General features: G+C 47.8%; 22 protein-coding genes and 2 riboswitches. Of the genes, 5 read left to right on the forward strand and 17 right to left on the reverse strand.

What is annotated here, in order from left to right; genetic code table 11:
* Positions 1 to 43: 43 nt before the first annotated feature.
* Both pdxA and CHH53_RS10050 read right to left on the reverse strand, forming a co-directional pair.
* Positions 44 to 1057, reverse strand: a complete 1014-nt coding sequence (pdxA, locus tag CHH53_RS10045) for a 4-hydroxythreonine-4-phosphate dehydrogenase PdxA (protein ID WP_095215999.1) — start codon at positions 1055 to 1057, stop codon at positions 44 to 46.
* Positions 1054 to 2352, reverse strand: coding sequence for a four-carbon acid sugar kinase family protein (locus CHH53_RS10050; RefSeq protein WP_095216000.1), 1299 nt, complete (start codon positions 2350 to 2352; stop codon positions 1054 to 1056). The genes pdxA and CHH53_RS10050 overlap by 4 nt, the downstream gene beginning before the upstream one ends.
* Before the next feature lie 332 nt (positions 2353 to 2684).
* Between CHH53_RS10050 and CHH53_RS10055 the strand changes: the two genes are divergently transcribed.
* Positions 2685 to 4418 carry a sigma-54-dependent Fis family transcriptional regulator gene (locus tag CHH53_RS10055; RefSeq protein ID WP_095216001.1) on the forward strand — a complete coding sequence of 578 codons (1734 nt, stop codon included), beginning with the start codon at positions 2685 to 2687 and terminating at the stop codon, positions 4416 to 4418.
* A gap of 216 nt (positions 4419 to 4634) precedes the next feature.
* A complete protein-coding gene (locus tag CHH53_RS10060; protein ID WP_095216002.1) occupies positions 4635 to 5669 on the forward strand; it encodes a 2-keto-3-deoxygluconate permease in 1035 nt (344 codons plus the stop codon).
* Between the two features lie 97 nt (positions 5670 to 5766).
* On the opposite strand, the gene acsA is transcribed toward CHH53_RS10060, so the two are convergent.
* From acsA to metX, 6 genes are all read right to left on the reverse strand, one after another.
* The gene (gene acsA / locus CHH53_RS10065) at positions 5767 to 7452 is read right to left on the reverse strand and encodes an acetate--CoA ligase (RefSeq protein ID WP_095216003.1); all 1686 of its coding nucleotides are present in this window, start codon (positions 7450 to 7452) and stop codon (positions 5767 to 5769) included.
* Entirely contained in the window at positions 7412 to 8164 is a 753-nt protein-coding gene (locus CHH53_RS10070; RefSeq protein ID WP_095216004.1) for an ABC transporter ATP-binding protein, read from the reverse strand. Before CHH53_RS10070 ends, acsA begins: the two co-directional genes overlap by 41 nt.
* Positions 8165 to 8180: 16 nt before the next feature.
* Positions 8181 to 8957 carry an ABC transporter permease gene (locus CHH53_RS17655; protein ID WP_233135023.1) on the reverse strand — a complete coding sequence of 259 codons (777 nt, stop codon included), beginning with the start codon at positions 8955 to 8957 and terminating at the stop codon, positions 8181 to 8183.
* A 6-nt stretch (positions 8958 to 8963) separates the two neighbouring features.
* Positions 8964 to 9965, reverse strand: a complete 1002-nt coding sequence (locus CHH53_RS17660) for an aliphatic sulfonate ABC transporter substrate-binding protein (RefSeq protein WP_233135024.1) — start codon at positions 9963 to 9965, stop codon at positions 8964 to 8966.
* Positions 9958 to 11748, reverse strand: a complete 1791-nt coding sequence (locus CHH53_RS10080) for a PLP-dependent aspartate aminotransferase family protein (RefSeq protein ID WP_095216005.1) — start codon at positions 11746 to 11748, stop codon at positions 9958 to 9960. The genes CHH53_RS17660 and CHH53_RS10080 overlap by 8 nt, the downstream gene beginning before the upstream one ends.
* 72 nt (positions 11749 to 11820) lie before the next feature.
* Positions 11821 to 11929: riboswitch (SAM riboswitch) on the reverse strand.
* Complete coding sequence (gene metX, locus CHH53_RS10085; protein ID WP_233135025.1) at positions 11928 to 13007, reverse strand: homoserine O-acetyltransferase MetX; 1080 nt, start codon at positions 13005 to 13007, stop codon at positions 11928 to 11930. It overlaps the preceding riboswitch by 2 nt.
* Before the next feature lie 66 nt (positions 13008 to 13073).
* A riboswitch (SAM riboswitch) is annotated at positions 13074 to 13186 on the reverse strand.
* Positions 13187 to 13835: 649 nt separating this feature from the next.
* Between metX and CHH53_RS10090 the strand changes: the two genes are divergently transcribed.
* Positions 13836 to 15053, forward strand: coding sequence for an ammonium transporter (locus tag CHH53_RS10090; protein WP_095216007.1), 1218 nt, complete (start codon positions 13836 to 13838; stop codon positions 15051 to 15053).
* Between the two features lie 24 nt (positions 15054 to 15077).
* Positions 15078 to 15428: a P-II family nitrogen regulator gene (locus CHH53_RS10095; protein ID WP_095216008.1), complete on the forward strand. Its 351-nt coding sequence runs from the start codon at positions 15078 to 15080 to the stop codon at positions 15426 to 15428.
* Between the two features lie 186 nt (positions 15429 to 15614).
* Here the strand turns inward: CHH53_RS10095 and CHH53_RS10100 are convergent, their stop codons facing one another.
* Positions 15615 to 15917, reverse strand: coding sequence for a hypothetical protein (locus CHH53_RS10100; RefSeq protein ID WP_095216009.1), 303 nt, complete (start codon positions 15915 to 15917; stop codon positions 15615 to 15617).
* Between the two features lie 25 nt (positions 15918 to 15942).
* Complete coding sequence (locus CHH53_RS10105) at positions 15943 to 16245, reverse strand: hypothetical protein (RefSeq protein WP_095216010.1); 303 nt, start codon at positions 16243 to 16245, stop codon at positions 15943 to 15945.
* Between the two features lie 124 nt (positions 16246 to 16369).
* Between CHH53_RS10105 and CHH53_RS10110 the strand changes: the two genes are divergently transcribed.
* A complete protein-coding gene (locus tag CHH53_RS10110; RefSeq protein ID WP_233135032.1) occupies positions 16370 to 16930 on the forward strand; it encodes a GNAT family N-acetyltransferase in 561 nt (186 codons plus the stop codon).
* 127 nt (positions 16931 to 17057) lie between these two features.
* On the opposite strand, the gene CHH53_RS17340 is transcribed toward CHH53_RS10110, so the two are convergent.
* The 7 genes from CHH53_RS17340 to CHH53_RS10140 all read right to left on the reverse strand — a co-directional run bounded on the left by CHH53_RS17340 (position 17058) and on the right by CHH53_RS10140 (position 24512).
* Entirely contained in the window at positions 17058 to 17198 is a 141-nt protein-coding gene (locus CHH53_RS17340) for a hypothetical protein (RefSeq protein ID WP_158221533.1), read from the reverse strand.
* Between the two features lie 110 nt (positions 17199 to 17308).
* Positions 17309 to 17593, reverse strand: coding sequence for a holin (locus CHH53_RS10115; protein WP_369819876.1), 285 nt, complete (start codon positions 17591 to 17593; stop codon positions 17309 to 17311).
* A 103-nt stretch (positions 17594 to 17696) separates the two neighbouring features.
* Positions 17697 to 18533: a manganese catalase gene (locus tag CHH53_RS10120; protein ID WP_095216012.1), complete on the reverse strand. Its 837-nt coding sequence runs from the start codon at positions 18531 to 18533 to the stop codon at positions 17697 to 17699.
* Between the two features lie 90 nt (positions 18534 to 18623).
* Positions 18624 to 19829, reverse strand: coding sequence for an MFS transporter (locus CHH53_RS10125; RefSeq protein WP_095216013.1), 1206 nt, complete (start codon positions 19827 to 19829; stop codon positions 18624 to 18626).
* A 247-nt stretch (positions 19830 to 20076) separates the two neighbouring features.
* On the reverse strand, positions 20077 to 21270 hold the full coding sequence (locus CHH53_RS10130; protein WP_095216014.1) for a CaiB/BaiF CoA transferase family protein: 1194 nt from the start codon (positions 21268 to 21270) through the stop codon (positions 20077 to 20079).
* Between the two features lie 17 nt (positions 21271 to 21287).
* A complete protein-coding gene (locus CHH53_RS10135; RefSeq protein ID WP_095216015.1) occupies positions 21288 to 23051 on the reverse strand; it encodes a thiamine pyrophosphate-binding protein in 1764 nt (587 codons plus the stop codon).
* A 33-nt stretch (positions 23052 to 23084) separates the two neighbouring features.
* On the reverse strand, positions 23085 to 24512 hold the full coding sequence (locus tag CHH53_RS10140) for an aldehyde dehydrogenase family protein (RefSeq protein WP_095216016.1): 1428 nt from the start codon (positions 24510 to 24512) through the stop codon (positions 23085 to 23087).
* Positions 24513 to 24517 lie beyond the last annotated feature (5 nt).

Here is a 24517-nt window from a genome sequence, read left to right on the forward strand (position 1 = left end):
GAATCTTCCAAAAGAAGATTCTTTTTTGTCGGCACTACATTTTTCAGGTCTGCATATCACGTTTAGGCGCTAATTCGACAGCTGCAGTAATTGCAGCCTTCATGCTTTTCGAATCCGCAATATTCTTACCTGCAATATCAAATGCTGTTCCGTGATCCACCGAGGTGCGAATGATCCCGCCCTTGAGTCCAACGGTGATATTGACGCCGTCTTCGATACCCATCACTTTTATCGGGGCATGTCCCTGATCATGGTAACAAGCGACAACGATATCAAAATCACCCCGGCCAGCCCGGAAGAACAAAGTATCGGCAGGATAAGGTCCCGAGGCATCGATGCCCTCTTCGCGAGCTTTCTGTATACCAGGCACAAGCTTCTCCTCTTCTTCCCCATTACCAAACAGACCATTCTCTCCCGCATGCGGGTTAATACCGCAGACAGCAATTTTCGGCCGTTCCTTCCCTGCCGCTGTCAGGGTATCATGTGCTAGCTTCAGCACTTTATAAGTCCTGTCAGGATTTATCCGATTAATCGCTTCTATTAAACCGACGTGGGTCGTCAAGTGAATCACCTTGAGATTCGGTGTCGTCAGCATCATGGAAAAATCCTCTGTATCGGTAAGCGCCGCCAGGATTTCTGTATGCCCAGGGTAAAGATGCCCGCCTTTATGAAGCGCTTCTTTATTCAGCGGAGCTGTACATATAGAATCAATCTCTTTTGCTTTGGCTAAAGCGACTGCCTTCTCCAAATATTTGTATGCAGCATCACCCGCCAGTGCAGAAACCTCCCCGAATGCCAAATCCTCCGGAAGCACGTCAAGGTCAACTACATCTATGACATTGAATTCATTTTTCGCTTGACTGACTTCTTCTATACTATTGATTTCTGCATTTGATCCCACAATCCCCAAAGCGCGCTTCAATATCTTTGCATCCCCGATGACAATCGGCTGACTTTCCCCGTATATTTCCTCATCCATCAATGCTTTCACAATGATTTCCGGACCGATTCCAGCTGCATCGCCCATCGTAATACCAATTACCGGTTTTGTATTCATACATGCACAACCCCTCTTAGTTTTTTGATTGCATCCTTAAATACGGTTTCTTTACCGAATCCGCCCGCTTTCGTGATCACGAACATGTCTTCCCTGCCGATGAAGGAGGATATCGGCACACCAGTTTCCAATTCGTCATATAAAACGAATCCGTTCGTATCCAGCAAATCACAAACCTGTTTTGCTGTATCGCCTCCTGTCATGACAAGACCTTGAAAAGTTCCCTTTTCTACAAGTGCCGCTATCACTTCACCAAGCATTTTTACAATCTCGTTGCTGACTTGCGTCCTATCCAAACCGAGCTTTCCGCCTAATTCCCTGGCCTTCGCGATATCATTTTCGCTTCCCGCCGTATAAATCGCAGGATCCAGCCCTTCATCAGCCGCTTCCTTTGCCAAGGAGATCACTCGCCTTATTTCCCTTTCTCTTTCTTCTATAGAAGAAACTGCTTTGGCAGAATCCAGACAGATTCCTTTTGTCGTTGTATCCGCCAGTAAAATCTCAAGCTGTCTTCTGGAATTTTTATTCACGCTTCCTACGACAGTCAGCACCTGCTTATTATGCAGAGGAATGATAAGTTCCCGTTTCTTTTCACTTTTCAAATCATAGAAGGATGGCAGATAACTCGCCAAACCGGCAGACCCTGCCCATGAAATGGAATGAGACAGGCTCTTCGTATGCTCCAGCAGCAGTTCCAGGTCTTTCTCCTGCTCAGAATCCGCCACTATATATTTGATGCCTCGCTGTTTGTACGCATCCAGTAAGTCCTTCAGCTGCTCTTTTTCCGATCGGAGAACATCCAGGGTGATCAATCCGATCTCTTCTCCTATGTCTTTCTTTATGAGCGTGGGTATATGCGCCTCAGCCACAGGTGTTTTCGGGTCATTGGCTATTTCTGTTTCATGCAGCAAAACACCATGGAGATAGTGATTACCTCTCACCACCGTCCTCCCATTCCTTGGGTAGCCTGGTGCAATGATGATGAAATCGGTTTGGATTGCATCCCCGAATGCCTTGATTTCCTTTCCGACATTTCCTCTCATAGTGGAGTCTATCTTTTTGTAAATAAAATCAAATCCTGCATCGATCAAAAACTCAGTAATCGATTTTATTTTATCAAAAGCTGTTCCTGGTTCTATGGAACGGCTGTCCGTATCGAATACTACAGCCTCTGCATCTTTCGCAGCTGCATAATCCCGTTCAAGAAATACTGCCGTATTCAGTCCTTCTTTTGCCAGCTGGACTCCGCTGTCATTTGCCCCAGTCAGATCGTCGGCAATGATTGCTAATTTCAAATTGAAGTCACCCCTATTTTGTTACCGTTTTCAAAAACCATAAAAATTATTTAATGTTTGAATCTAATGCCATTGTAATAGTTAGTGATTTATTATGCAACATTTTTTGGTTATATTTATATAAAACCTGCTAAAAAGAATACATCGAGATAATAATTGCATCTAAACACAAAAGTAACGTTGCATTATAAAACGAATTTCATTTCAAGACAAAGCTTTCTACTCTCGCAAAGTAAATCTATAACCCTTCATGGGAAGTGAATTATTTCGTTCCGTGTATTATGCTAAGGTTAGAATGATTTGTAGATAAGTTGCTGAACAAAGGAGAAAACATGAGCATAAAAATATTGTTTATCGCCCCTTATAACGGATTAAAAGAATTGGTCAACACCATGAAGGATGATTTCCCTGATTTAGATATAGATGTATTGGTCGGCGATCTGGAAGAAGGAGTGCGTTATGCGAAAGAAACATACCAGCAATATGATTTGATCATCAGCAGAGGAGGAACTGCTCGATACATAAAGAAAAGCGTCCCCATACCGGTAATTGAAGTGAAAGTCTCGGGTTATGATGTATTGAAGGTCTTGACCCTTGCGGATGGCTATCCGGGCAAAAGCGCCATCGTCGGCTTCTCCAATGTAGCACAAGGAGCAAGGACAATCGCCAGCCTCCTGGACATGGATATCAAAACAGTCGAAATCGACAGCGGCACAGAAGTCCACGCTACTTTGACTGACTTACAGGAAGCGGGCATTACATCGATCATCGGGGATACCATCACTGTCGAAACAGCAAAAAAAATCGGTCTTCACGGCATACTGATCACTTCAGGGACGGAAGCAGTACACGATTCTTTTGAAGAAGCCATACAAATATACGAACTGGCGAACGGCATGCAGAAAGAGATACAGCGATATAAGGAATTGCTGAGAAACGAACAAAATGCTTATATCCTGCTTGATGCCAATGGAAATATCGCAGAGCAAAATCATGCCGCCGACCAGTTTATCCGGAAAATGGGAACAGCGTTCAGACAAATTCGCAACGCTGCATTGGCTTGCATGGATACAAACACCAAAAACAGGAAAATGGTTACAACGAACGAAAGTACATTCGACATTCTCTTCTTGCCGTTTAAAGAGGGATTGTGCTGGATCAAAATAACAGATACACCGATTCGAACAGATGGGAATCAAGGAATTTATATTGAAGAAGTGACCGCAGGCATGGACAGGATCGGTTCGAGTAAAGAGATCCAAACAGTTCATAAAAAAATACAAGCAGCATCGGATCACAGCCTGCCTGTCTTGTTGATCGGCGAAAATGGAGTCGGAAAAAGCACGGCAGCCAAGGAAATACACCGGAGAAGCAGCCATTCACACCATCCATTTGCCACTGTCGTATGCGATGAAATCCCTGCAGGTTCTTGGAAAACGACTATCCATTCTGTATTGACAAACGAGCACTTTGGTACATGCTATCTGATCAATCTCGAAAATGTAAGCAATGACAGAATTCATGCTTTGGCGGACACCCTCAAGGAAAGGGTAACGGGCCCTCGGCTTATAGCTGGTATGGAACAAGAGAAATACAGATTCATGTTTCAGGATGATGACACTGTTCAATCTGTATTCAGCCGAGCAATGATTGAAATCCCCCCACTCAGGGAGCGGAAGGAGGATATCGAATCATGGGCGCATTACCTTATCTCCTATTTCAATACGGAACACGGAAGACAAATAGTAGGCTTCAGGGAAGGTGCATCAGCTTTATTGCGCGAATTCGAATGGCCAGGGAACATCAGGCAGCTGACAACAGCCATCAAACAGCTTGTAGCAGAGGCAGACGGGTTTTATATCGAAACAGCCTCGGTAGAAACCCTGCTTCAAGCCATAAGCGCAGAAACACATACAGACACTCCCCTCTCCTTAACAGGAACGCTTGAGGAAATAGAAAAAAAAGTGATAAAGGCAGTTCTGAAAGAAGAAAATTACAATAAATCCAAAACAGCTGCGCGATTGGGTATCAATCGCTCTACCTTATGGCGTAAGCTGCAATCCTAACCAATACAATAAGAGGCAGCTCGTATCTGAGCTGCCTCTTATTGCATTATTCACCACACAAAACATCCTTTCTAACCCGAATTCATTTTTGTTTATTTTTGCAACTATTTTATAAATATATCTTGTATTAATTGGTGTAAGCATTTACAATAAATATTTGAAAGCGGTTAATATCCAAAAACGTTTCAAAATGAAACTATAGAAAAGGGTGTCTGTATGAAAATCAAGGCTACGTTAGAAAGAATCCCCGGCGGAATGATGGTTGTTCCCTTATTGCTCGCCGCAGTTTTAAACACATTTGCTCCTGATTTGCTTCGTATAGGAAACTTTACGCAAGCATTGTTTGTCGATGGTGCTTCCACACTGATTGCATTGTTCCTTTTATGCACCGGGGCACAAATCAATTTGAAATCATTTGGTCGTTCTTTAGGAAAAGGAGCTACATTACTATTCACTAAATGGGCAGTCGGAGCATTATTCGGATTGCTTGCCATCCTGTTTGCAGGAGAAGACGGATTGTGGCTGGGTATTGCGCCTATCGCCATGATTGCAGCAATGACTAACAGTAACGGCGGAATGTTCGTTGCACTTGTCGGTCAATACGGCAGCAAAGAAGACAGAGCGGCTTATTCTTTATTGGCACTCAATGATGGCCCTTTCCTTACAATGGTTGCCTTGTCCGTCTTCGGCGCGATGGGTTTTGTAAACGGTTTATTCTCGATCACTTCCTTCATCGCCGTACTTCTTCCCATCGTTGTCGGTATGGTTCTTGGTAATTTAGATGAAAATATGCGTCAGTTCCTTGAACGAGGAAGCTCCATGCTGATACCATTCTTTGCTTTTGCACTCGGAATGAGCATCGATTTCCGATCCATTATCGAAGGTGGTTTAAGCGGTATCATCCTTGGGCTGTTGACTGTATTCGTAACAGGTACTGCCGGCTACTTCGTGTTCAAGGCTCTCAAATGGAATCCGATTGTTGGTGCAGCAGAAGGTTCAACTGCTGGTAATGCAGTAGCGACACCAGCAGCGATCGCAGCAGCTAATGCAAGCTTTGCATCCGTAGTGGACATAGCTACAGTACAGGTTGCCGCCTCAGTTGTGACCACAGCAGTCCTGCTTCCGCTCTATGTCGGTTTCTTGGTGAAACGTTTGGAGAAAAAAGGCTATAAATTCGAACAAGACGCCCAAACAGAGTCAGGAAATGGTCATTCTGGAACAATGACCAACCAGGTGGGAAATCAAGCTTAAGGGCTTACGTAATATACAGAAGGTTCGTTTCGGAAATGACATCAACGGCCCTAGTGAGCGGGAAATATAAGAACAAGTGCTTTTAAAAACGCCCTCCTCATTCGGAAGGCGTTTTTAAAGCTAATTCTTTTTCCAATTCCCACTGCTTCAATTGCCGGCGCAAAATCTTTCCGCTGATTTGTGTTTTAGGCAGCTCTTCCATCACTTCGATCTCTCTCGGCGCAGCATGGGCGGCCAGGTTTTTACGGACGAACAAACGCAGTGATTCGAGCAGCTCCGGTGTCTCCTCATAGCCATCACGCAATGTGATGAATGCTTTGACGATCTCCCCGCGGACAGGATCGGGTTTCCCGATCACACCCGCTTCTGCCACAGCGGGATGTTCAATCAGCTTGCTTTCCACTTCGAATGGTCCGATTCGCTCCCCGGAGGAATTGATCATATCGTCATTCCGTCCTTGGAAAAAGATATAACCGTCTTCATCCTTCAAAGCCAAATCCCCGGAAATATACCAGCCTGGATAGACAAAGTAACTATCATACTTGCCCCTGTCGCCCCAGATATCATGCATCAGTCCTGGCCATGGAGTCTTGACGGCCAGCTGGCCAATCGTATTGGGCGGCAATTCGTTCCCTTCTTCATCCAGGATGCCGACCTGGATACCTGGGAATGCACGTCCCATCGAACCAGGCTTAATAGGTTCCGAGGGCAGGTTGACGATGATATGCCCACCCGTTTCCGTCATCCACCACGTATCATGGATTCGCAGCTGCAAGTTTTCCCAAGCCCATGTGATGACTTCCGGATTGAGCGGCTCTCCGACACTGAGGATGTGACGCAAGCTGGAAAGATCATAATCCTTATACAAATCACCTTTTGCTTTCAGCAGACGAAAAGCAGTCGGGGCGCTGTAAAGTGTCGTCACTTTCAGGTCTTCAATGATTTTATACCAAGATTCCGCCTTGAATCTCCCTCCTTGAATGACGATTGTCGCCCTGTTCAGCCAAGGGGCGAAGAGCCCATAAACGCTACCCGTGACCCAGCCTGGATGGGAGGTGCACCAATAGACATCATCATCCTGTATATCCAGTACCCATTTCCCCGAAATAGCATGATGGATCAAAGAACGATGTACATGCAGCACGCCCTTCGGCTTCCCGGTCGAACCGCTTGTGTAATGAATCAGCAGACCGTCTTCTTTGTCAACCCACTCCACGTCTCCGGAAATGGACGAATCGGGCTGAGCGGCATTCATGTCTTCTATTAATAGGATTTCCTTCAAGGAAGGGATATCCTCTGCAGGTACCCGCTTGATCAAATCCTGATCTGTAATGAGCAGGGTACCGCCGCAATCATTGATACGATCCCGTACAGCATCTTCCATGAATGCCTCGAACAGCGGTCCCGCAATGGCACCGATCCGGATCGTTGCCAAGATGGCAACATAGCATTCGGGATTTTTCGGAAGAAAGATGAAAACACGGTCTCCTTTGGCTACACCATGCGAGCGGAGGACTTTTGCATAGTGTTCGATTTTTTGCTGCAGTTCCGCAAATGTCAGACTGGATTCCAGCACTCCGTCCTTCACATAATGCAATGCAGTCTTTGCGCCATAGCCTTCTGCTACATGGCGGTCGACAGCTTCATAGGAAGCGTTGCATTTTCCGTTTTTTCTGCTGAGCAGTTCTTCTTCAAGCGCTTTCCAGTCGTGACTGCTCACTGCCTCTTGATAGCTTGGCAGATTATGCTTTCTGTCCGATTTCGGTGACAAGGTTATAGTCATAAATCTGTTCCTTCCCTTCCAGTAAATCCAGTATGTCTTCCTTCCATTTTCCGAGTGCCGCACTGCCGCGGGAGCGCGGCCTTGATAATGCTATTTTCAGATCCTTTGCCAACGTGGATGGCCTGCCTTGTAAAAGCAAGACACGATCGCTCAAATACAGGGCTTCGTCGATATCATGCGTGACGAGGATGATCGTCGTGCCGAATTCCTCCCAAATCTTCAAGAGGAGCTCTTGCAGCTGCATCTTTGTGAATGCATCCAATGCACTGAATGGCTCATCCAGCAGCAGGATATCCGGTTCCGTGACAAGGGCGCGGGCAATGGCAGCCCGCTGTGCCATCCCTCCCGAAAGCTCACGCGGATATAGTTTTTCTGCTTCCTTCAGCCCTACCAGCTCCAAATACCGGCGAGCTTTTTCTTCATTGTTTTTCCGGTCGCCATTCAAGCCGAAAGCGGCATTGGCCAATACCGTTTTCCACGGCAAGAGCCGCGGCTCCTGAAAGATAAACCCGACACGCTGGTCGGATGGGATGGTGATGTTCCCTTCATAATCCGGATCCAGTCCGGCCAGGGCCCGCAGGACTGTACTTTTACCGCAGCCGCTTGTACCGAGAAGGCTGACGATTTCTCCTTTTCCGACTGTGAAATTCACTTGCTGTATAACCTGCTTTTCCCCAAAACGCCTTCCCAGCTTATCCACTTGCAATGTCATGCTGAATCCTCCCTTGTCATTTCGCTAATACGGTATCCTGCCAATGAAGTGATCGTTTCTGGATGAGCTTCAACACCCAATCCGTCAATTTCCCAAGCAGGGCAAACAAGAAAATGCTGGCAATGATCACATCGGGAGCGTATGTGTTCTGCCCTAAAATAAGAAGATAGCCAAGCCCTTGGCTGGCACCCATGATTTCCGCAGCAACGACGAACATCCACCCCAGGCCAAGACCACTGCGCAATCCGGTAAGGAAAGAAGGCAATGATGCAGGAAGGATGATCCTTCTTACGAGAGCCATCCCATCCAGCCCATACATCCTTCCTACTTCGATCAGCTTACGATCAACGCCGCGAATCCCATCGACGATGTTCAAATAGACCGGGAAGAATACGCCGACCGCGATCAATGTCACCTTCGACGGTTCGCCGATCCCCATCCAGAGGATGAATAAAGGCACCCACGCCAGTGAAGGTATCGAACGGAACGCTTGAATCAGCGGATCAAAAAACTTTTCGGCAAGCTCCGAATAACCTACAAGGGTTCCCAAAAGGATAGCTGCTGCGGTTCCGATGATGAAACCGATGAATAAACGGTAAACGGTAAGCAATACATGATCCTGCAGAGTGCCATCCTGCAAATAAGCGATGATCGTTGACAGGATCTTACTCGGGGCAGGAAGCTGATAGGCAGGAATGACTCCTGCCCTGCTCAATACTTCCCACGCTGCCAGCAGGACAATCGGCAGCAAGGAACCAAGCAGTGCAGGATGCGTCCTTAATTTCTTCCACATAAATCATCATTCCTCCCCAAGATCTTCTGCGTATTTCGGTTCGATATAACTATCCACCGTTTCCGCTACATCTTTGCTGCCTTTCCATAGATTCGCTTTTTCCAGGACAGCACCTGATTGATTCAGGATCTCCCGCTGGGTATCACCCGGGACGGATTCCGAGAAATCATTACGTTCCAGCTGCTTTGCTGCTACTTCCTGGCTGATATTTGCCTCTTTGGCAACAATTTCAGCTGTCTCTTCCGGATTTTCTTCGATCCAGGCCCTTGCTTTGTCATAAAGCTTCAAGACTTCCTTCACTTCTTCGGGATGATTCTCAGCGAATTCTTCGCGGACATTCAGGAAATTATAAGTGTTGAAATCTTCGTTTCGATAGAATAATTGCGTATCACTTTCCAATTCCAGCTTTGCCATATGGGGATCAAGGCCTGCCCATACATCCACATCACCGGAAAGCAGCGCACTCGCTCCATCGGCATGCTGCAAATTGACGATTTGGACATCTTGTTCATCCAGACCTGCTTCCTGCAAGGAACGCTGCAGGAAGATATATGGATCGGTACCGACAGTTGCGGCTACCTTTTTCCCCTTGAGATCGGCCGGCTCCTTGATGTCGCTATCCTTTGTTGTGACCAATGCTGTCCACTCCGGCTTCGATGCCAGGTATATACCTTTTATCGGATTGCCATTCGCCTTGGCGAGCAAGGCCGCACTGCCTGCTGTGGAACCAAAATCCACACTGTTGCTGTTCAGGAATTCCAGTGCCTTGTTGCTCCCTTGACTTAGTGTCCAAGTCACCTCGATGCCTTGATCCTTGAACGCTTCTTCTGCCCAGCCTTTATTTTTGATCACCAAGCTGGCCGGGGAATAATAGGCGTAATCCAAACGAATCTGTTTAAGGTCTCCTGATGCTGAGCTTGAATTACCGCAGGCTGCCAGGAAGACAACCGCTAAAACGCTGAGTAAAGCTAGTAAACTTCTTTTATCTATGAGGGGAATCTTATTCATCGATTGCTACTCCTTTATCATCCAGTTCGCATGCATAGGTGCTGATCGTTCCGCGCAAGCGCTGCGCTTCTTTATAGGTGCAGCGGTTGTGGACCACTTCCAATCCCGCTTCACGCGCAATCGCGGCTGCTTCCGGGGAGACGACACCTTCCTGCAGCCAGAATATTTCCGGACGGACCTCGGCTGCTTCCTTTGCCAGCTCCACAGCCGCTTCCGGACTGCGGAAGATTTGGGCTATATCGATTTTCCCTGGTACACTTTTCAAATCCGGGTAAGCTTTCTCTCCCAGGACAGTTGTTTCGGCAGGATTTACCGGGATGATTTTGTAACCGAGGCGCTGCATCTTCCGAGCCAAACGATTGCTTGGACGCTGCTCCTTGCTGCTCAGCCCTACTACTGCAATCGTTTTTTGGCGCCCTTGGGCATCCGTTGCACTGCCGAGCGCTTCCCGGATGACAGCTTCATCATTGATCACGATTTTCCGGGATTCCGAACGGAATCCAGTAGCCTTCTCCAATGCACGATCCAAATCATGGATAAGATCATCCACTGCTTCAATCCCGACGGACAGCCGCACCAATTCCTCTTTTACCCCCGTAGCTGCCAATCCCTCGGCATCCAGCTGCAGATGTGTCGTGGAGGCAGGGTGGATGATCAATGATTTGGCATCGCCCACATTGGCAACATGGGACCAAAGGGCGACATTATTGATCAAAGCAGCACCAGCTTCCCTGCCTCCCTTGATGCCAAAGTTGACAATGGAACCAGCACCGGATGGAAGCACTCTTTTGGCGATTTCATGGGATGGATGGCTGCTGAGCCCCGGATAAGCGACCCAATCGACTGCCGGATGCCGTTCAAGGTAATCTGCCAGCTTTTCTGCATTTTGTACATGGCGTTCCACTCGTAAATGCAATGTCTCCAAGCCTTGGATCAGCTGCCATGCATTGAACGGACTAAGGGCAGCCCCAAGATCGCGCAGCAATTGGACACGCAATTTTGTACTGAAAGCAAGCGTACCGAAGTCAAATGCATAGCGGATGCCATTGTAACTCGGATCCGGCTCGGTGAATGTCGGAAACTTCGGTGAATTCCAATCAAATCGGCCCCCATCGACGATCAATCCCCCGATGGAAGTACCATGACCGCCGATCCATTTCGTTGCACTGTGCACGACGATATCCGCACCAAGCGTTATCGGTTTGCTAAGGATAGGTGTGGCAAACGTACTGTCGACAATGAGGGGGATCCCGGCATCATGTGCCACTTCCGCGACTGCTTCCACATCCAGCACATGCAGGCTGGGATTTCCGATGATTTCTGCAAATACAGCTTTTGTTTTGTCTGTGATCGCCGCGCGGAATGCCTCCGGATCGGTCGGATCGACGAATTTGACAGTGATTCCGTAGCGAGGGAGCGTAGTCTGGAATAGGTTATACGTCCCTCCGTATAAATTCGTTGCTGCTACGATTTCATCCCCGGCGCTTGCCAGATTGAGGATGCTGTAGCTGATGGCTGCCATTCCGGATGCAACACCGACTGCTGCGACGCCATCTTCCAGCAAAGCAATTCGTTTTTCCAGAACATCGACGGTAGGGTTGCCGATTCGGGAATAGATATTTCCCGGCTCATCCAGTGCGAATAGACGCTCTGCATGATCTGTATCATGGAACAAGTAAGAAGTGGTCTGGTAAAGCGGCACCGCTCTTGAGCCTGTCGTCGGATCCGGCGCTTGCCCGCCATGCAATGCTAGTGTTTCTGCTTTATATACTTGATCTGTCATTTTGTCATTCCTCCAGTTTATATAGATGAAAAAAGCAGCTCCCGGTAAGAAGCTGCTGCTTATGCACGAAACTCCTTATCTCCCAAACTTCCGTTTGCTGGATGTAGCACCTTAAAAGCCATTTCCGCTTACAGGTTGCCGGGTTTCATCGGGCCAGTCCCTCCACCTCTCTTGATAAGTCAATATGAAATTTTCATCGGCTGCTCGAGTACCTCCCTGATATGGTGTCCCCACTTCTCGAACTCCAGCAGAAAACCATCATGCCCATAGATTGTATCCACATCCACATGCCTTCCCCTTGGAACTGCCGCAGCAAAGCGGCTTATCTCCTCTGGAGGAAATAGCAGATCTCTTGAAAATCCGAATGTCAGCACAATTGCGTCTATTCTCCGGGCGGCTGCTTGCCATCCTCCTCTTCCCCTGCCGATATCATGACTGTTCATCGCTTCCAATAAAGTCATATAGCAGTTGGCATCAAAGCGATTGACCAGCTTCTCTCCTTGATAGTTCAAATACGATTCCACCTCGTAAGCTGCATCATCCCTCCGGGAGGCAGCACGGCGGAAACGTTCATTATATTGATGGTCGGAACGGTAAGTAAGCATCCCCACCATCCGCGCAAGTCCGAGACCGGCCGCAGGTAATCTGTCCGGTGTATAGTATCCATCGTTCCAATCGGGATCGGAGGTGATGGCTGTCTTAGCCAAATGGTTATACGCAATCGCATAATCACTCACAAAGGGGGTTGCTGCGAGCGGAATCAGCACATCCATGAAATCAGGGTACATGACGCCCCATTCCAGTACTTGCATCCCTCCCAATGATCCGCCGATTACTGCCTTTAGATGAGCAATTCCCAGTTTCTCCAAGGCAAGACGCTGCACCAAAACCATGTCCCTGATCGTTATTGCCGGAAAGGCTGCCGCATACCTGCTTCCCGAATCCGGGTTTACCGACAATGCACTCGTTGTCCCATTGCACCCGCCCAATACATTGAATGTAATCACTTGGTATCGGCGGGTATCGATGTATCCGCCCGGCTGCAGCAATCCATTCCACCATCCAGTTGCTGCATCAGTTCCGATTGCAAACTGATCTCCCGTCAACGCATGACAGACAAGCACCGTTTCTCCCGAAGCGGGTCCGCTTTTTTCAAAAGCCACCTCGACGTTTGGCAGGATATTGCCTGATTCAAGCACAATATCCCCGATGAGAAGTTTGCCGGTTTGGTATGACTGTTGTAAATCCATTCTCCGCATGCTTCCTCCCCCCAACTAAAAAAGCCACCCTGAGAGGACAGGGTGGCAATATGTACCGACATGTCTCTCTCATCTCTAAAGTGCTCTGCGCACTTTCAGGAATTAGCACCTTAAAAGCATTTCTGCTTGCAGGTTGCCGGGCATCATCGGGCCAGTCCCTCCGCCTCTCTTGATAAGAGCTTGCTATTGATTTGTTAACAGGATTGTAGCATGGGGTTCTTATAGGAGTCAACTATAAATTCTGAAATTTCCATCAGGATATTCTTCCCGGAAATTTGGACGCCCCGCATCGGCAATTGCCGATGCGGGGCTTAAAATGTAACTTTTTCTATTGTTATGCGAGAATGCCTAATACATTCTCCTGCCGCGGTACTTGTTCCACATGGTAGTTTTCACTTAAACGATGCAATCCCTACCTCTATTGCATCCTTACGGCTCCTTGGCCGCTCCAGTCTGAATAAGTACTTCTGATTAAAACTATAGCAGAATGCCAGAGATCTTCAATAAAGTTACTCAAATATTGAAGACGTTAATTATTCTATCATGCTTTACAATTACTGTCAAACCACCGATGCAGATGTACTCCCCTCCCTCTTCCATTCCCGTTAATCAAAGAGGACAAATCGCCCCGCATTTCCCATCTTTCTATAGGAGACCTTATTTTGGTGACGCTTTATGACAAATAATCTGTAAACACTTACACAACTTGGTCAGAAATATTCACGTAAGATATCCTGACAAGTTTGTTACATTTTTTTGCAGGGCACTTATAATGAAAAAAGATTTAAATTTTCAAATAATAAAGAAGGCATTCAGGGGGTAGAGAAAATGGATATGGCCAATACGGTATTCATGTTCGTCGCAACCGTCCTCGTATGGTTGATGACACCGGCACTCGCACTCTTCTACGGCGGGTTGGTAAGAAGCAAGAATGTGCTGAGCACAACGATGCACAGCTTTACGACAATGGCAATCGTTTCGATCATTTGGATCATTGTCGGCTTTTCCCTGGCATTCTCACCAGGTAACGGAATTATTGGGGGATTGGATTATTTCGGGCTGAATAACGTTGGTTTCGATCCAAACGCAGACTCCGGACATACAATTCCATTCAACTTATTCATGATGTTCCAAATGACATTTGCGATTCTGACAACAGCCATCGTGTCCGGCGCATATGCAGAACGCATTCGTTTTCCAGCATTCATTCTATTCACAGTTCTTTGGGTCCTCATCGTTTATTCCCCGCTGGCACACTGGGTTTGGGGCGGCGGCTGGATCGCAGAAATGGGCGCGCTTGATTTCGCAGGCGGAAACGTTGTCCATATCTCCTCCGGTCTTGCTGGGTTGGTTGTTGCAATCGTCATCGGCAAACGTAAAAATGCCGGCTCCACTGCACCGCATAACTTGATTTTCACATTGATCGGCGGCGCATTGCTTTGGTTCGGATGGTTTGGATTCAACGTCGGCAGCGAACTTGCTTTCGATGATGTAGCAATGTACGCCTTTATCAATACGAATACTGCTGCAGCAGCTGGTGTACTTGGATGGATGATCATTGAATGGATCATCAATAAAAAGCCGACACTGCTTGGAGCTGTATCCGGTGCGATCGCCGGGCTGGTTGCCATCACCCCTGCCGCTGGATTCGTCTCCCCGCTTGCCAGCATTCCAATCGGCTTGATCGGCGGCATCGTCTGCTTCTGGGGCGTCGGCTGGCTGAAGCAGAAGCTGGGTTATGATGACGCACTTGATGCCTTTGGATTGCATGCAGTGGGCGGTACATGGGGCGGCATCGCGACTGGCTTGTTCGCAAGCGACTCCATCAATGCAATCGTCGAGCACAATGGCCTTTTCTATGGCGGCGGTATTGATCTATTATGGAGACAGGTAGTTGCCATCATTGCAACATTCGCCTTTGTCGGGGTTGTGACATTCATCTTGATCTCCATCGTCAACCTCATCTTCAAAGCACGTGCCACAGAAGAAGAAGAAGCAAAAGGTCTTGATCTGACGATGCACGGCGAACGTGCCTACCAGGATTGATCAATCTAAAAGGAGGAACGGTATATGAGTGACATGTTCAAGGTTGAGATCATCACAAGGAACTCAGCAGATCTTGAAGTTTTCAAAATGAAAATGGCTGAAATCGGGGTATCCGGCATGACGTTCTCCCACGTGCAAGGCTGCGGCCTGGAAGAAGGCTATACGGAGTTATACCGCGGCGTCAAGAAAGTGCAGAATGTATTTGATCGCCTGAAAGTCGAAATCGTCGTCAGCGCAGTTCCAGTGGATGATGTCATCGAAGCAGCAAAAAGTGCGCTTCATACTGGTAAAGCAGGTGACGGAAAAATATTCGTCTATCCGATCCAGCAAACGATCGATATCAATACAGGAAAACAAGGTCCTGCAGCCTTGTAACGGAAGCGCTCCTTAAAGGGGGCGCTTCTTCTATGTAAAAAGCCAGCCCGAACAGGCTGGCATGGAGAAGAAAATGAGCAGACAAGTAACATTAGGACGATTGTTCACATAAGATGAAGCAGAAAGCTGCTATCAGCATTCCCGCCATTGGCGGCGCAGCCTAGCGGGGGTGCTGTCTCTATACGACTATTCTAAATGATAGATTTTAGCTGTTTTTGGATCATTATGATTATAGCTGCGATCCTCATCTACAAGTTTCTTCAATTTCCTGACAGCATCTTCGAATTCGAACTCGGATATCTGTTTCGTTGCACGCAAGGAACATAGCATGGCATATGCGATCGGCATCGTATTCACTTCTACAATTACGTCTACATCCGAGTTGCCGCTATATGCAACGTTGGAACTATTTTCATTTCTGCTGAAAGGATTCTTGTTTTCTTCTCTGCTGAAGGGATTCTTATTTTCGTATTTTCTAAGATTGCTCATCGTCCTTCTCCTTTTTTAATTGATATTATTTACACTTTTTGCGGCTGTGGCGATCACGATGGCCGTTATCTTCGTCATCTTCAATATCTGCCACGTCTTCTACATCCGCATCGGATTTTGCTTTTACATTTACATATGCGTTACCGCTTTTGATAACTTTTGCATAGTTGTAATTGTAATTTTCGTTCTTATTTTTGGATTTGCTTTCAGATTCGACAGTGTCCTCTACGCTTTCAAATTGATCATCATCATCACGGCGATGTTTGTCGTAGCTCATCGTTTGATTTCCCCCTTCGAATTTATGTTTTTTCTCCCATTTTTCTCCCATGGGTGATTCCTCCTTTTTGAATTGTTATCGTCTTACAGTTATAAGCTATGCAGCTGCATGGAAGAGTGTATGGTCAAACTGTCCGAGGGCAAACATGGAATTTGCTGGTATAGTAAAGGGGGAGGTGGACGAAGTGACTTTTGATTTCCGTGCAAATGCAGATGGGATCCTGATACGGCCGCTCTCCAAGGCGGACTACTCCAAATGGTTCAGCGGCTTCAGCCGGCGTAAATTTTCCCAGCATCCCCATGATCCTGGGCTGCCCGATATGACAGGATGTACAGCTACATGGTTTTCTGCTTTAGTGGACAAGCATCAGCAGCTCGCTGCTGATGACAAGGCATATGTCTTTGCCGTGTTCAGACAAGCCGACGGTGCTCATCTTGGCATGATTGATTTTTCAACATTGGCGCGGGATGATTTTCAATGGGGAAGGATCGGCTACACTATCCATAATCAATATTGGGGAAATGGTTACGGCAAGGCTGCAGTGCGATTGGCGCTTGAAGCTGCCATGACGGAGCTTCGCTATCAGCGTGTCGAAGCACATATCAATTTGGATAACCCGCAGTCAATAGCATTAGCCAAAAGCGTCGGCATGCGTTTTGAATGTATTCGTAAGGGGTTCATTTTTGAAAACGGTCAGTGGACAGACCATCTTGTTTTTATCTATATGCAAAAATAATGACGGGCTTCTGCTGAAGCCCGCCGCATTCATCCTCCATTCTCTTCTTCATATTCCCTTTTGTCAGATTTTCCTTTTCTTCCTGCATCCTGTCATGACGCTCCTAACTGCCGCCATCCAATTCTTCCTATACAGCTTGCTGTTCTCCACCACCTGCATCATCATAACGAACTTCCACATAACCGCCATCTGCACATGCATGGATATCCGTATCATCCCGGGTCAGGCTTACATCTTGTCCCTCGTCAGACAGATGCTCGCTTTCCAAGTCGATCCGCAGCCAGGCAGGAATAGAAATAAAAGGTTTCCCAGTAATAGTTTTTCATGAATAGGGCTCCCCCACAACTATTCACTATTCCTTTTCCCGGCTCATTGAAACTATCTATCCTGCGGAGGCTTTCTGGTAAAGAGCGTATTATACAGACCTGTACTGGCCAGGCCGGCAATTCCGCCTGCCCATAACCTGGCAGCAAGCTCGAAGTCCGTAAACGGATAAGCAGCCGCACCAAGCAGCGCACCGACAACAACGCTAAGGATGGCATGGTAGGGTGCAAAACGAGGAAAGGTCCGTTTCACCAGCTCCATGACTGCAGTCACGATCGGAGCAAGGATCGTCGCAAATACAAGCACTTGATACATTGTCTCATTTTGAATCGGATCCATGAGTCACACCTCCTTCTTGTACTGCATACTATGCGGACAAGAATGGTTGTGCATTTGATAACGACCCATTAAAAAAAGACGTACAAGCTGTACGTCCAGTATCTTACATCATCGATTTCGGCGGCATTGTATTATGATAGAGGAAGGGAGCTGGTTTGAGCTTCGGTGCTCCGGCAAATGGTTCCGGCTCCGCTACATAATGGAATTGACCCCTGCTGTCCATACTCGGTCCGCTTGCCCAGCGTCCTTTCGAGCTGGCATCGCCGCGGGAGAAGTTGAATAACGTATATGCCACTTCCCCTTTTTCCAATCTTCTTGGGAACGTCGTCGGTACGACGATGTCTCCTTCTCTTTCCTCCAATTCCTTGATCGCCGCAGCCCACTGGTTCTGATGCATGGTATCCCGTGCAATCAGGAAGGACAGCATATCACGCACACCCGGATCATCCGTCATACCATACAGGCGTGTCACTTGCAGGCGCCCCTGGGATTCCGCATTCAAGTTGGCCCGGAAATCGGCAAGCAGGTTTCCGCTGGAGATGATATATTTAGCATTCCATGGATAACCCGCTGCGTCTGCCGCCATGGCTCCAAGACCCGCCACAATTCCATGCTGCGGATTCGTTCCGCCCAAAATGGCATTCAATGCCGGATCTGTTTCATAGGCATTCTTTTGATCCTCGAAAGGAGCGTCATCCAGCAATCGTGCTATCATGGTTGCCAGCATTTCGATATGAGCGAGTTCCTCTGTTCCTGTATCCAATAACAAATCCCGGTACTTATCGTCAGCTCTTGAATTCCACCCTTGGGTAAGATACTGCATCGCAACTGTGATCTCACCATACTGTCCGCCCAATACTTCCTGCAGCTGTCTCGCAAAAACCGGATCCGGCTTAGATGGCTTAGCTTGGTATTGCAGTTCTTTGATGTGATAGAACATGCTTTCCCCACCTCTTTTGATTTTATCCAACGCAGGATTATATGAGCAGCGGAGCGAAAGTATGCCAATATCGACCGTAATCGGAGGCGGTCAATTTTCCAGCACTGATTCTTGCTGCTCATTCCCTTTCCATCTGAAGGTTATCACGAGACCAAAAAGCAAAATAACCGCAGAAAACAAATAAGGAAAATGAATATCGATATCGAAAAGGATTCCTCCCAGTGCCGGGCCGATGATATTTCCCAAGCTTGTATAAGTCGAATTCATGCCGGCAACAAAGCCTTGCTCCTTCCCGGCAGTCCTGGAGAGGAATGTCGTAAGTGCAGGGCGCAATAAATCGAATGCCAGAAAGATGAAGCAGGTTACCGCCAGCACTATGATAAAGCTGGATATCAAGGTTGATGCAATTGCCAGAATGCCGCCGATTATCAAGCATGCTTGTATCAGCAGCTTCTCTCCCATAAGATCGACCATTTTGCCGAATAACAGGACCTGCACAATCACACCGAAAATCGAACTGATCGTGATGATCGCGGCTATGTCCTTTGGCGTAAAGCCGAACTTGTGATCGGAAAACAAACTGAACACCGTTTCATACGCTGATAATCCGAAAGCCAGGACAAATACAATGAAAAAGGCAATGAAATAAATAGGATTCAATGATTTTTTCAAATCCAAGACAAAGCTGGTCCCTTTTTTACTTGCCGCAATTTCAGCCAGCTGTTCCTTGGACAGAGGCTCCTTCAGTATGAAAACAGAGAGGAAGCAGGCCAGGAATGCAATGCCGGCAGCAACATAAAAAGGCATGCGAATACCATATTCAGCGATATACCCGCCAAGGCCGGGTCCGATGATAAAACCCATGCTGATGGCCGCGGAAATATACCCCATTGCTTTCGGGCGTTCTTTATTCGTGGTGATATCGGCTACATACGCTGTGACACCAGGCATGATGAAAGAAGCACTGATCCCTCCCAGAATCCTGGATAAATACAGCAGCCAAACATGCGTCGCCAGCCCGAAAAGCAGCTCGGAAACAGCGAAAAGGAACAAACCCGCGGTGATGAGTTTCTTCCTTCCGTATCGGTCCACCCAACGGCCGGCGAACGGAGACATAATTAATTGCGCACCAGCAAAGGCAGCGACAAGATACCCCATCGTCTTGCCCGATAGATGCATGATATCCATAAAGGACGGCATGACCGGTATGATAAGCCCCATCCCTAAAAATGCGATGAACAAATTACTCAATAAAATAATCAATACCGACTTTTGCTCTTTTATTGGCTTCTTCACAGATCATTTCCCCTTCTGCAGCTAGAGCATACTCCACGCTTTTGCGTATAGCATCATTCTCCAAAAAGTTAAGTTTAGTTAATTAATATATTTTTCATTATAGTCGTTTCCATTACTTTGTAAAGCAGTCAGAAGGACTCAATGATGCAAGAAGAAAGAAAAATCAGCAAGGATGGCAGATTGCCTCACCCTTGCTGATTGTTATACGAAAGGAAAGATGTACCTCTTCATTCCCTTTTCTTATGGTTCATATAACTCCGTTTTGTTTAAACGCTTCTATCTCTTTAAGAGAATAACCCAATTCCTTCAGGATTTCCTCGTTATTTTCTCCCAAGTCCGGTGCAATCGAACGGATGCTTCCCGGTGTCTTTTCAAATTTTGGCACAATACCAGGTACTTTGATGGCACCAAGTCGAGGATGCTTCACTTCTACGATATTTTCACGTGCCTGATAGTGCTCATTTTCAAATATATCAGCTATGCTGAGTACCGGACTGATCGGCACCCCGAATTCATCCAGCTTTTTCAATAAAGCCTCCCGCGGCAGACCGCTGATCCAATCGGCAACGATTTGATTGATTGCTTCATTATTTTCCAGCCGGCTGGCATTGGTATGATAGCGCCGGTCTGTCAATAAATCAGGACGGTCCATTGCAGCCGCCAGACGATTGAAGGTTGTATCCGTGCTCGTAACCAGCACGACCCAATGGCCATCCTGCGTCTTGAAGGTTCCCGAAGGAGAAGAATGCCCTGCCAAACCAGGGGAACGTTCCCGGATCTTCCCGAGCTGATCATATTCGGCCACGAGAAATTCCATCATGCGAAAAACAGATTCATAGAGTGCTATATCTATCATCTGTCCGGTGCCGGATACATCCGTTTCACGGTGATACAGCGCAGTGACAGCAGCAAAGGCGACATAGATTCCGCATATATAATCCGTCAAGGAAAAAGGCGGACTGACCGGGTGCCGGTCTGTGAACCCTTGTAAATACGTATAGCCGCTGAATGCTGTCGCGGGTGTCCCGAAGCCTGCCTTTTCACGGTATGGTCCAGTCTGGCCGTAGCCCGAAACACGTATCATGATCAAATCCGGATTGATTTTTTTCAGGACATCATAGCCGACGCCCCATTTTTCCAGTGTCCCCGGTCGAAAATTTTCCACCAGGATATCATGGGTCGCGGCCAGCTTTTTCATGATTTCCACACCAGCTGCTTTATGCAAATCCAGCGTCAGTGATTTTTTGTTACGGGACAAGCCGGGCCAGCGCAGCGGTTCATCATCCTTGAATGGACCAACACTTCTTGACGTATCTCCTCTTCCCGGAATTTCCACCTTGGTAATTTCCGCTCCGAAGTCCCCCAGTAGAGCCGTTCCGAATGGTGCTGCAATCATTGTGGAAACATCAAGCACTTTCACACCTGCCAAAGGTGTCGGCATGGTCTTTTCCTCCTTCCTCATGGAATGCTTACATGTGATCTCTCATCATCAGGTGAATATATATCATTGATATTCCATTTCCCATCTGTCGGGACTGGCTCATTTTTCATCGCTACATCGATCACCACTGGTTCGTTGGCGGCAATTGCCTCCTTCAGCGCAACTTTGAATTGCGCAGCGGTTTCAATCTTGATCCCCTTTATGCCATATCCTTCCGCGATGGCGGCAAAGTCCGGTGTATAGCTATTACCATCCGCTTGGAATCGTGTTCCGTAAGTTGTGTCATAATGTGCCATTTCCAAACCGGCTATTGTACCAAAGGCACTATTATTCATGACAACCCAAACAACCGGGATATTCTCTTCCTTTGCTGTGGCGAGCACAGACGGATTTTGTCCGAATCCGCCATCGCCTATCAGCGAAACAACTATTTTTTCAGGTGCAGCTATTTTTGCCCCGATTGCAGCCGAACTGCCAAAGCCCATCGTGGCAAAACCGCCTGGCGTCAAAATGGAGCCTGGCGTATAAATAGGGAACTGCTGCCCGACACCATTTTTATTCCAGCCTACATCCGTCGTGAGATATGCATCCCGCGGCAGAACATCACGAACCTCGGCCAGGATGCGCTCGGGCTTCATCGGGAAGGATGTGCTGCTCACATTTTTTGAGATGCTCTCCCGCAATGATTTCCTATAAATGGAAATCATCTCTTTTAAGTGTTTATTTCGGTTGATGCCGTTCGGATATAAACGCTTAGCCACGCGATTCAATGCAAGGAAAGCCTTTTTCAAGTCAGCCACCGCACCAATTTCCGCTGGATAATTGCGGCCGATTTCATTTGGATCGATATCGATATGAATCAATTTTGTATTCGGAAAATGGAAGGTTACGTCATCATACCAGGAGCTTGAATCGGCTTCTGAAAAACGGGTGCCAGCCCCAAATAGGCAATCGGCATTCTTCGTTTGCTCATTGATGAATTTTGTTCCCCAAAAACCAGTCATGCCCAGGGTCAGCTCATGATCATCAGGCAGGGCACCCTTGCCCATCAAGGAATGGGCGACCGGTATATTCATATGCTCGACGAATTCCTGCAGCTCGGAAGCGGCATCAGCCAGAATGATTCCGCCTCCGGCGTACAGTACCGGGCGCTCTGCCTTTGCCAATTTCTCCACAATCCGCACTGCTGTCTCTTCATCCAAGCCAGGCCTTTCCACCACTTGGGTATGATGGTGCAAGCGCTCGAAACGGCCTTCTTCGATTTTCGTCGAGAAAATATCCATCGGTACAGAAATAAGGACAGGACCAGGGCGGCCGCTTTCTGCCAGCTGGAATGCTTTTTGAAGGATTTCCGGAAAAAGCTCTGCCTGATCGACGCGCCATGCTCGTTTGACGAACGGACGATAAATTTCATATTGAGCGCCGTCAGCGTGCATATTCACTTCCTGATGCGGATGTTTCCCGTAGTAATAGCTCGGTACATCGCCTGCAATGACAACCATCGGCGTGGAATCCAAGGCTGCATTGGCAACACCCGTGGCAGCATTCGTCAAACCAGGTCCTAGATGACTCAGTACTACTGCTGCCTTTTTTGTCACCCGGGCGTACCCATCTGCTGCATGTGCGGCAATTTGCTCATGGCGTACATTGATGAACTTGATCGAGCTTTTTTCCAATTCAGCCAGCACTGCGATATTGGTATGGCCGCATAGTCCGAAAATATGCTTTACACCACGGGATTCCAAGTATTTGACCAGCTGCTCCGAAATCAGTTTTTTCATAATTGAATACCCTCCTGGCTCTTCTTGTTCTGCCTACAGCAAATCCTGCAGTACGATCATCTTCAGCTCTGTCATCTCTTCTGCAGCAAAGCGCGGGCCTTCCCTGCCGATGCCGCTGTCTTTTATCCCGCCATACGGCCAGTGATCCAGGCGGAAGTTCGACGATCCATTAATGACAACACCGCCGACATCCAGCTCTTTTGCCGCCCTGCGGATGACATCCAATGAATTTGAAAAAATGCCGGCTTGCAGACCAAATACCGAATCGTTCACCTCTTGGATGGCTTCATCAAGCTCCCCATACGGCAGCACACTGACAACAGGACCAAATACTTCCTGGCACACGACCTTGCTTTGTTTTTTTGGATTGAGCAATATTGCTGGTTCGATGGAGGCACCGTTTGCTCTCCCGCCGCAGATCAGCTCTGCTCCTTCTGCCACTGCTTCCTCTATCCATCCCCTCACCCGCTCAGCTGTCTGTCTATTTACGACACAGCCGACATCTGTACGCTCATCTTCCGGATCACCGACAACAAGCCCTTCCGCAGCATGCTTCAGCTTTTCGACAAACGATTGGAAGATTCGTTCATGGACATAGATACGCTGGACGGAAATACAGCTTTGGCCGGAATTGCTGAATGCCGTCTTCGCACAAATGACTGCTGCCCGCCCGACATCGGCATCCTGATGAACAATGGTACCTGCATTGCCGCCAAGCTCCAGCAGCACCTTTTTCATCCCGGCATCCCGGCTGATTTGCCTGCCCCCCGGAACGCCTCCCGTGAATGAAACGAGATTCACGCGCGCATCCTGTACGATCTGTTCCCCTATCTCTTTTCCGCCCAAGACCATATGAATTGCCTGCGCGGGCATGCCGGCTTCCAGCAGCAATTCCACTAGTGCCGTTGCAATCAAGGGGGCTTGAGGTGCAGGTTTCAGGATGGTGACATTGCCAGCGGCAAAGCTCGGGCCGATCTTATGACAAATCAAATTCAGCGGTGCATTAAAAGGAGTGATCGCAGCCACTACTCCTGTTGGGACGCGGAAAGTCAAAGCCATGGAAGATAGCCCTCGTTCAGATGCCCCTCCCGGCAGCGTCTCCCCGAAAAGCCGTTTCGCTTCCTCCGCTGACAGCTGCAATGTTTCGATGGAACGAGCAACTTCATCGCGTGTGCTTTTCAGTGCTTTTCCCACTTCCTTTGCAATCAGATTCGCAAATATTTCCTTCCGTTCCTCCAGCAGGTCTGCCGCGCGATACAGCACCTTTGCACGGAATGCAGGTGAAAGATTTGCCACCTTCTTCTTCTGGAGATACGCTGCCTCCAGTGCCTGATCGACTTCGTTTTTGTCCGCTGTTAATTGGACACCGATTTTTTCACCCTGATAGGGACCTATGACCGGAATCGGCTCCCGTTCATCCTCTACCCAAACCCCATTCACGAATGGTCTGGCCTTTCGCATTCACT

It is taken from the genome of Terribacillus sp. 7520-G (assembly GCF_002271665.1).
GTDB lineage: Bacteria > Bacillota > Bacilli > Bacillales > Amphibacillaceae > Terribacillus.

What these genes read in the sequence shown, in the direction of transcription:
- pdxA (WP_095215999.1), bottom strand. Translation starts at nt 1,057, where the DNA reads ATGAATACAAAACCGGTAATTGGTATTACGATGGGCGATGCAGCTGGA.
- CHH53_RS10055 (WP_095216001.1), top strand. Translation starts at nt 2,685, where the DNA reads ATGAGCATAAAAATATTGTTTATCGCCCCTTATAACGGATTAAAAGAA.
- CHH53_RS10060 (WP_095216002.1), top strand. Translation starts at nt 4,635, where the DNA reads ATGAAAATCAAGGCTACGTTAGAAAGAATCCCCGGCGGAATGATGGTT.
- acsA (WP_095216003.1), bottom strand. Translation starts at nt 7,452, where the DNA reads ATGACTATAACCTTGTCACCGAAATCGGACAGAAAGCATAATCTGCCA.
- CHH53_RS10070 (WP_095216004.1), bottom strand. Translation starts at nt 8,164, where the DNA reads ATGACATTGCAAGTGGATAAGCTGGGAAGGCGTTTTGGGGAAAAGCAG.
- CHH53_RS17655 (WP_233135023.1), bottom strand. Translation starts at nt 8,957, where the DNA reads ATGTGGAAGAAATTAAGGACGCATCCTGCACTGCTTGGTTCCTTGCTG.
- CHH53_RS17660 (WP_233135024.1), bottom strand. Translation starts at nt 9,965, where the DNA reads ATGAATAAGATTCCCCTCATAGATAAAAGAAGTTTACTAGCTTTACTC.
- CHH53_RS10080 (WP_095216005.1), bottom strand. Translation starts at nt 11,748, where the DNA reads ATGACAGATCAAGTATATAAAGCAGAAACACTAGCATTGCATGGCGGG.
- metX (WP_233135025.1), bottom strand. Translation starts at nt 13,007, where the DNA reads ATGCGGAGAATGGATTTACAACAGTCATACCAAACCGGCAAACTTCTC.
- CHH53_RS10090 (WP_095216007.1), top strand. Translation starts at nt 13,836, where the DNA reads ATGGATATGGCCAATACGGTATTCATGTTCGTCGCAACCGTCCTCGTA.
- CHH53_RS10095 (WP_095216008.1), top strand. Translation starts at nt 15,078, where the DNA reads ATGAGTGACATGTTCAAGGTTGAGATCATCACAAGGAACTCAGCAGAT.
- CHH53_RS10100 (WP_095216009.1), bottom strand. Translation starts at nt 15,917, where the DNA reads ATGAGCAATCTTAGAAAATACGAAAATAAGAATCCCTTCAGCAGAGAA.
- CHH53_RS10105 (WP_095216010.1), bottom strand. Translation starts at nt 16,245, where the DNA reads ATGGGAGAAAAATGGGAGAAAAAACATAAATTCGAAGGGGGAAATCAA.
- CHH53_RS10115 (WP_369819876.1), bottom strand. Translation starts at nt 17,593, where the DNA reads ATGGATCCGATTCAAAATGAGACAATGTATCAAGTGCTTGTATTTGCG.
- CHH53_RS10120 (WP_095216012.1), bottom strand. Translation starts at nt 18,533, where the DNA reads ATGTTCTATCACATCAAAGAACTGCAATACCAAGCTAAGCCATCTAAG.
- CHH53_RS10130 (WP_095216014.1), bottom strand. Translation starts at nt 21,270, where the DNA reads ATGCCGACACCTTTGGCAGGTGTGAAAGTGCTTGATGTTTCCACAATG.
- CHH53_RS10135 (WP_095216015.1), bottom strand. Translation starts at nt 23,051, where the DNA reads ATGAAAAAACTGATTTCGGAGCAGCTGGTCAAATACTTGGAATCCCGT.
- CHH53_RS10140 (WP_095216016.1), bottom strand. Translation starts at nt 24,512, where the DNA reads ATGCGAAAGGCCAGACCATTCGTGAATGGGGTTTGGGTAGAGGATGAA.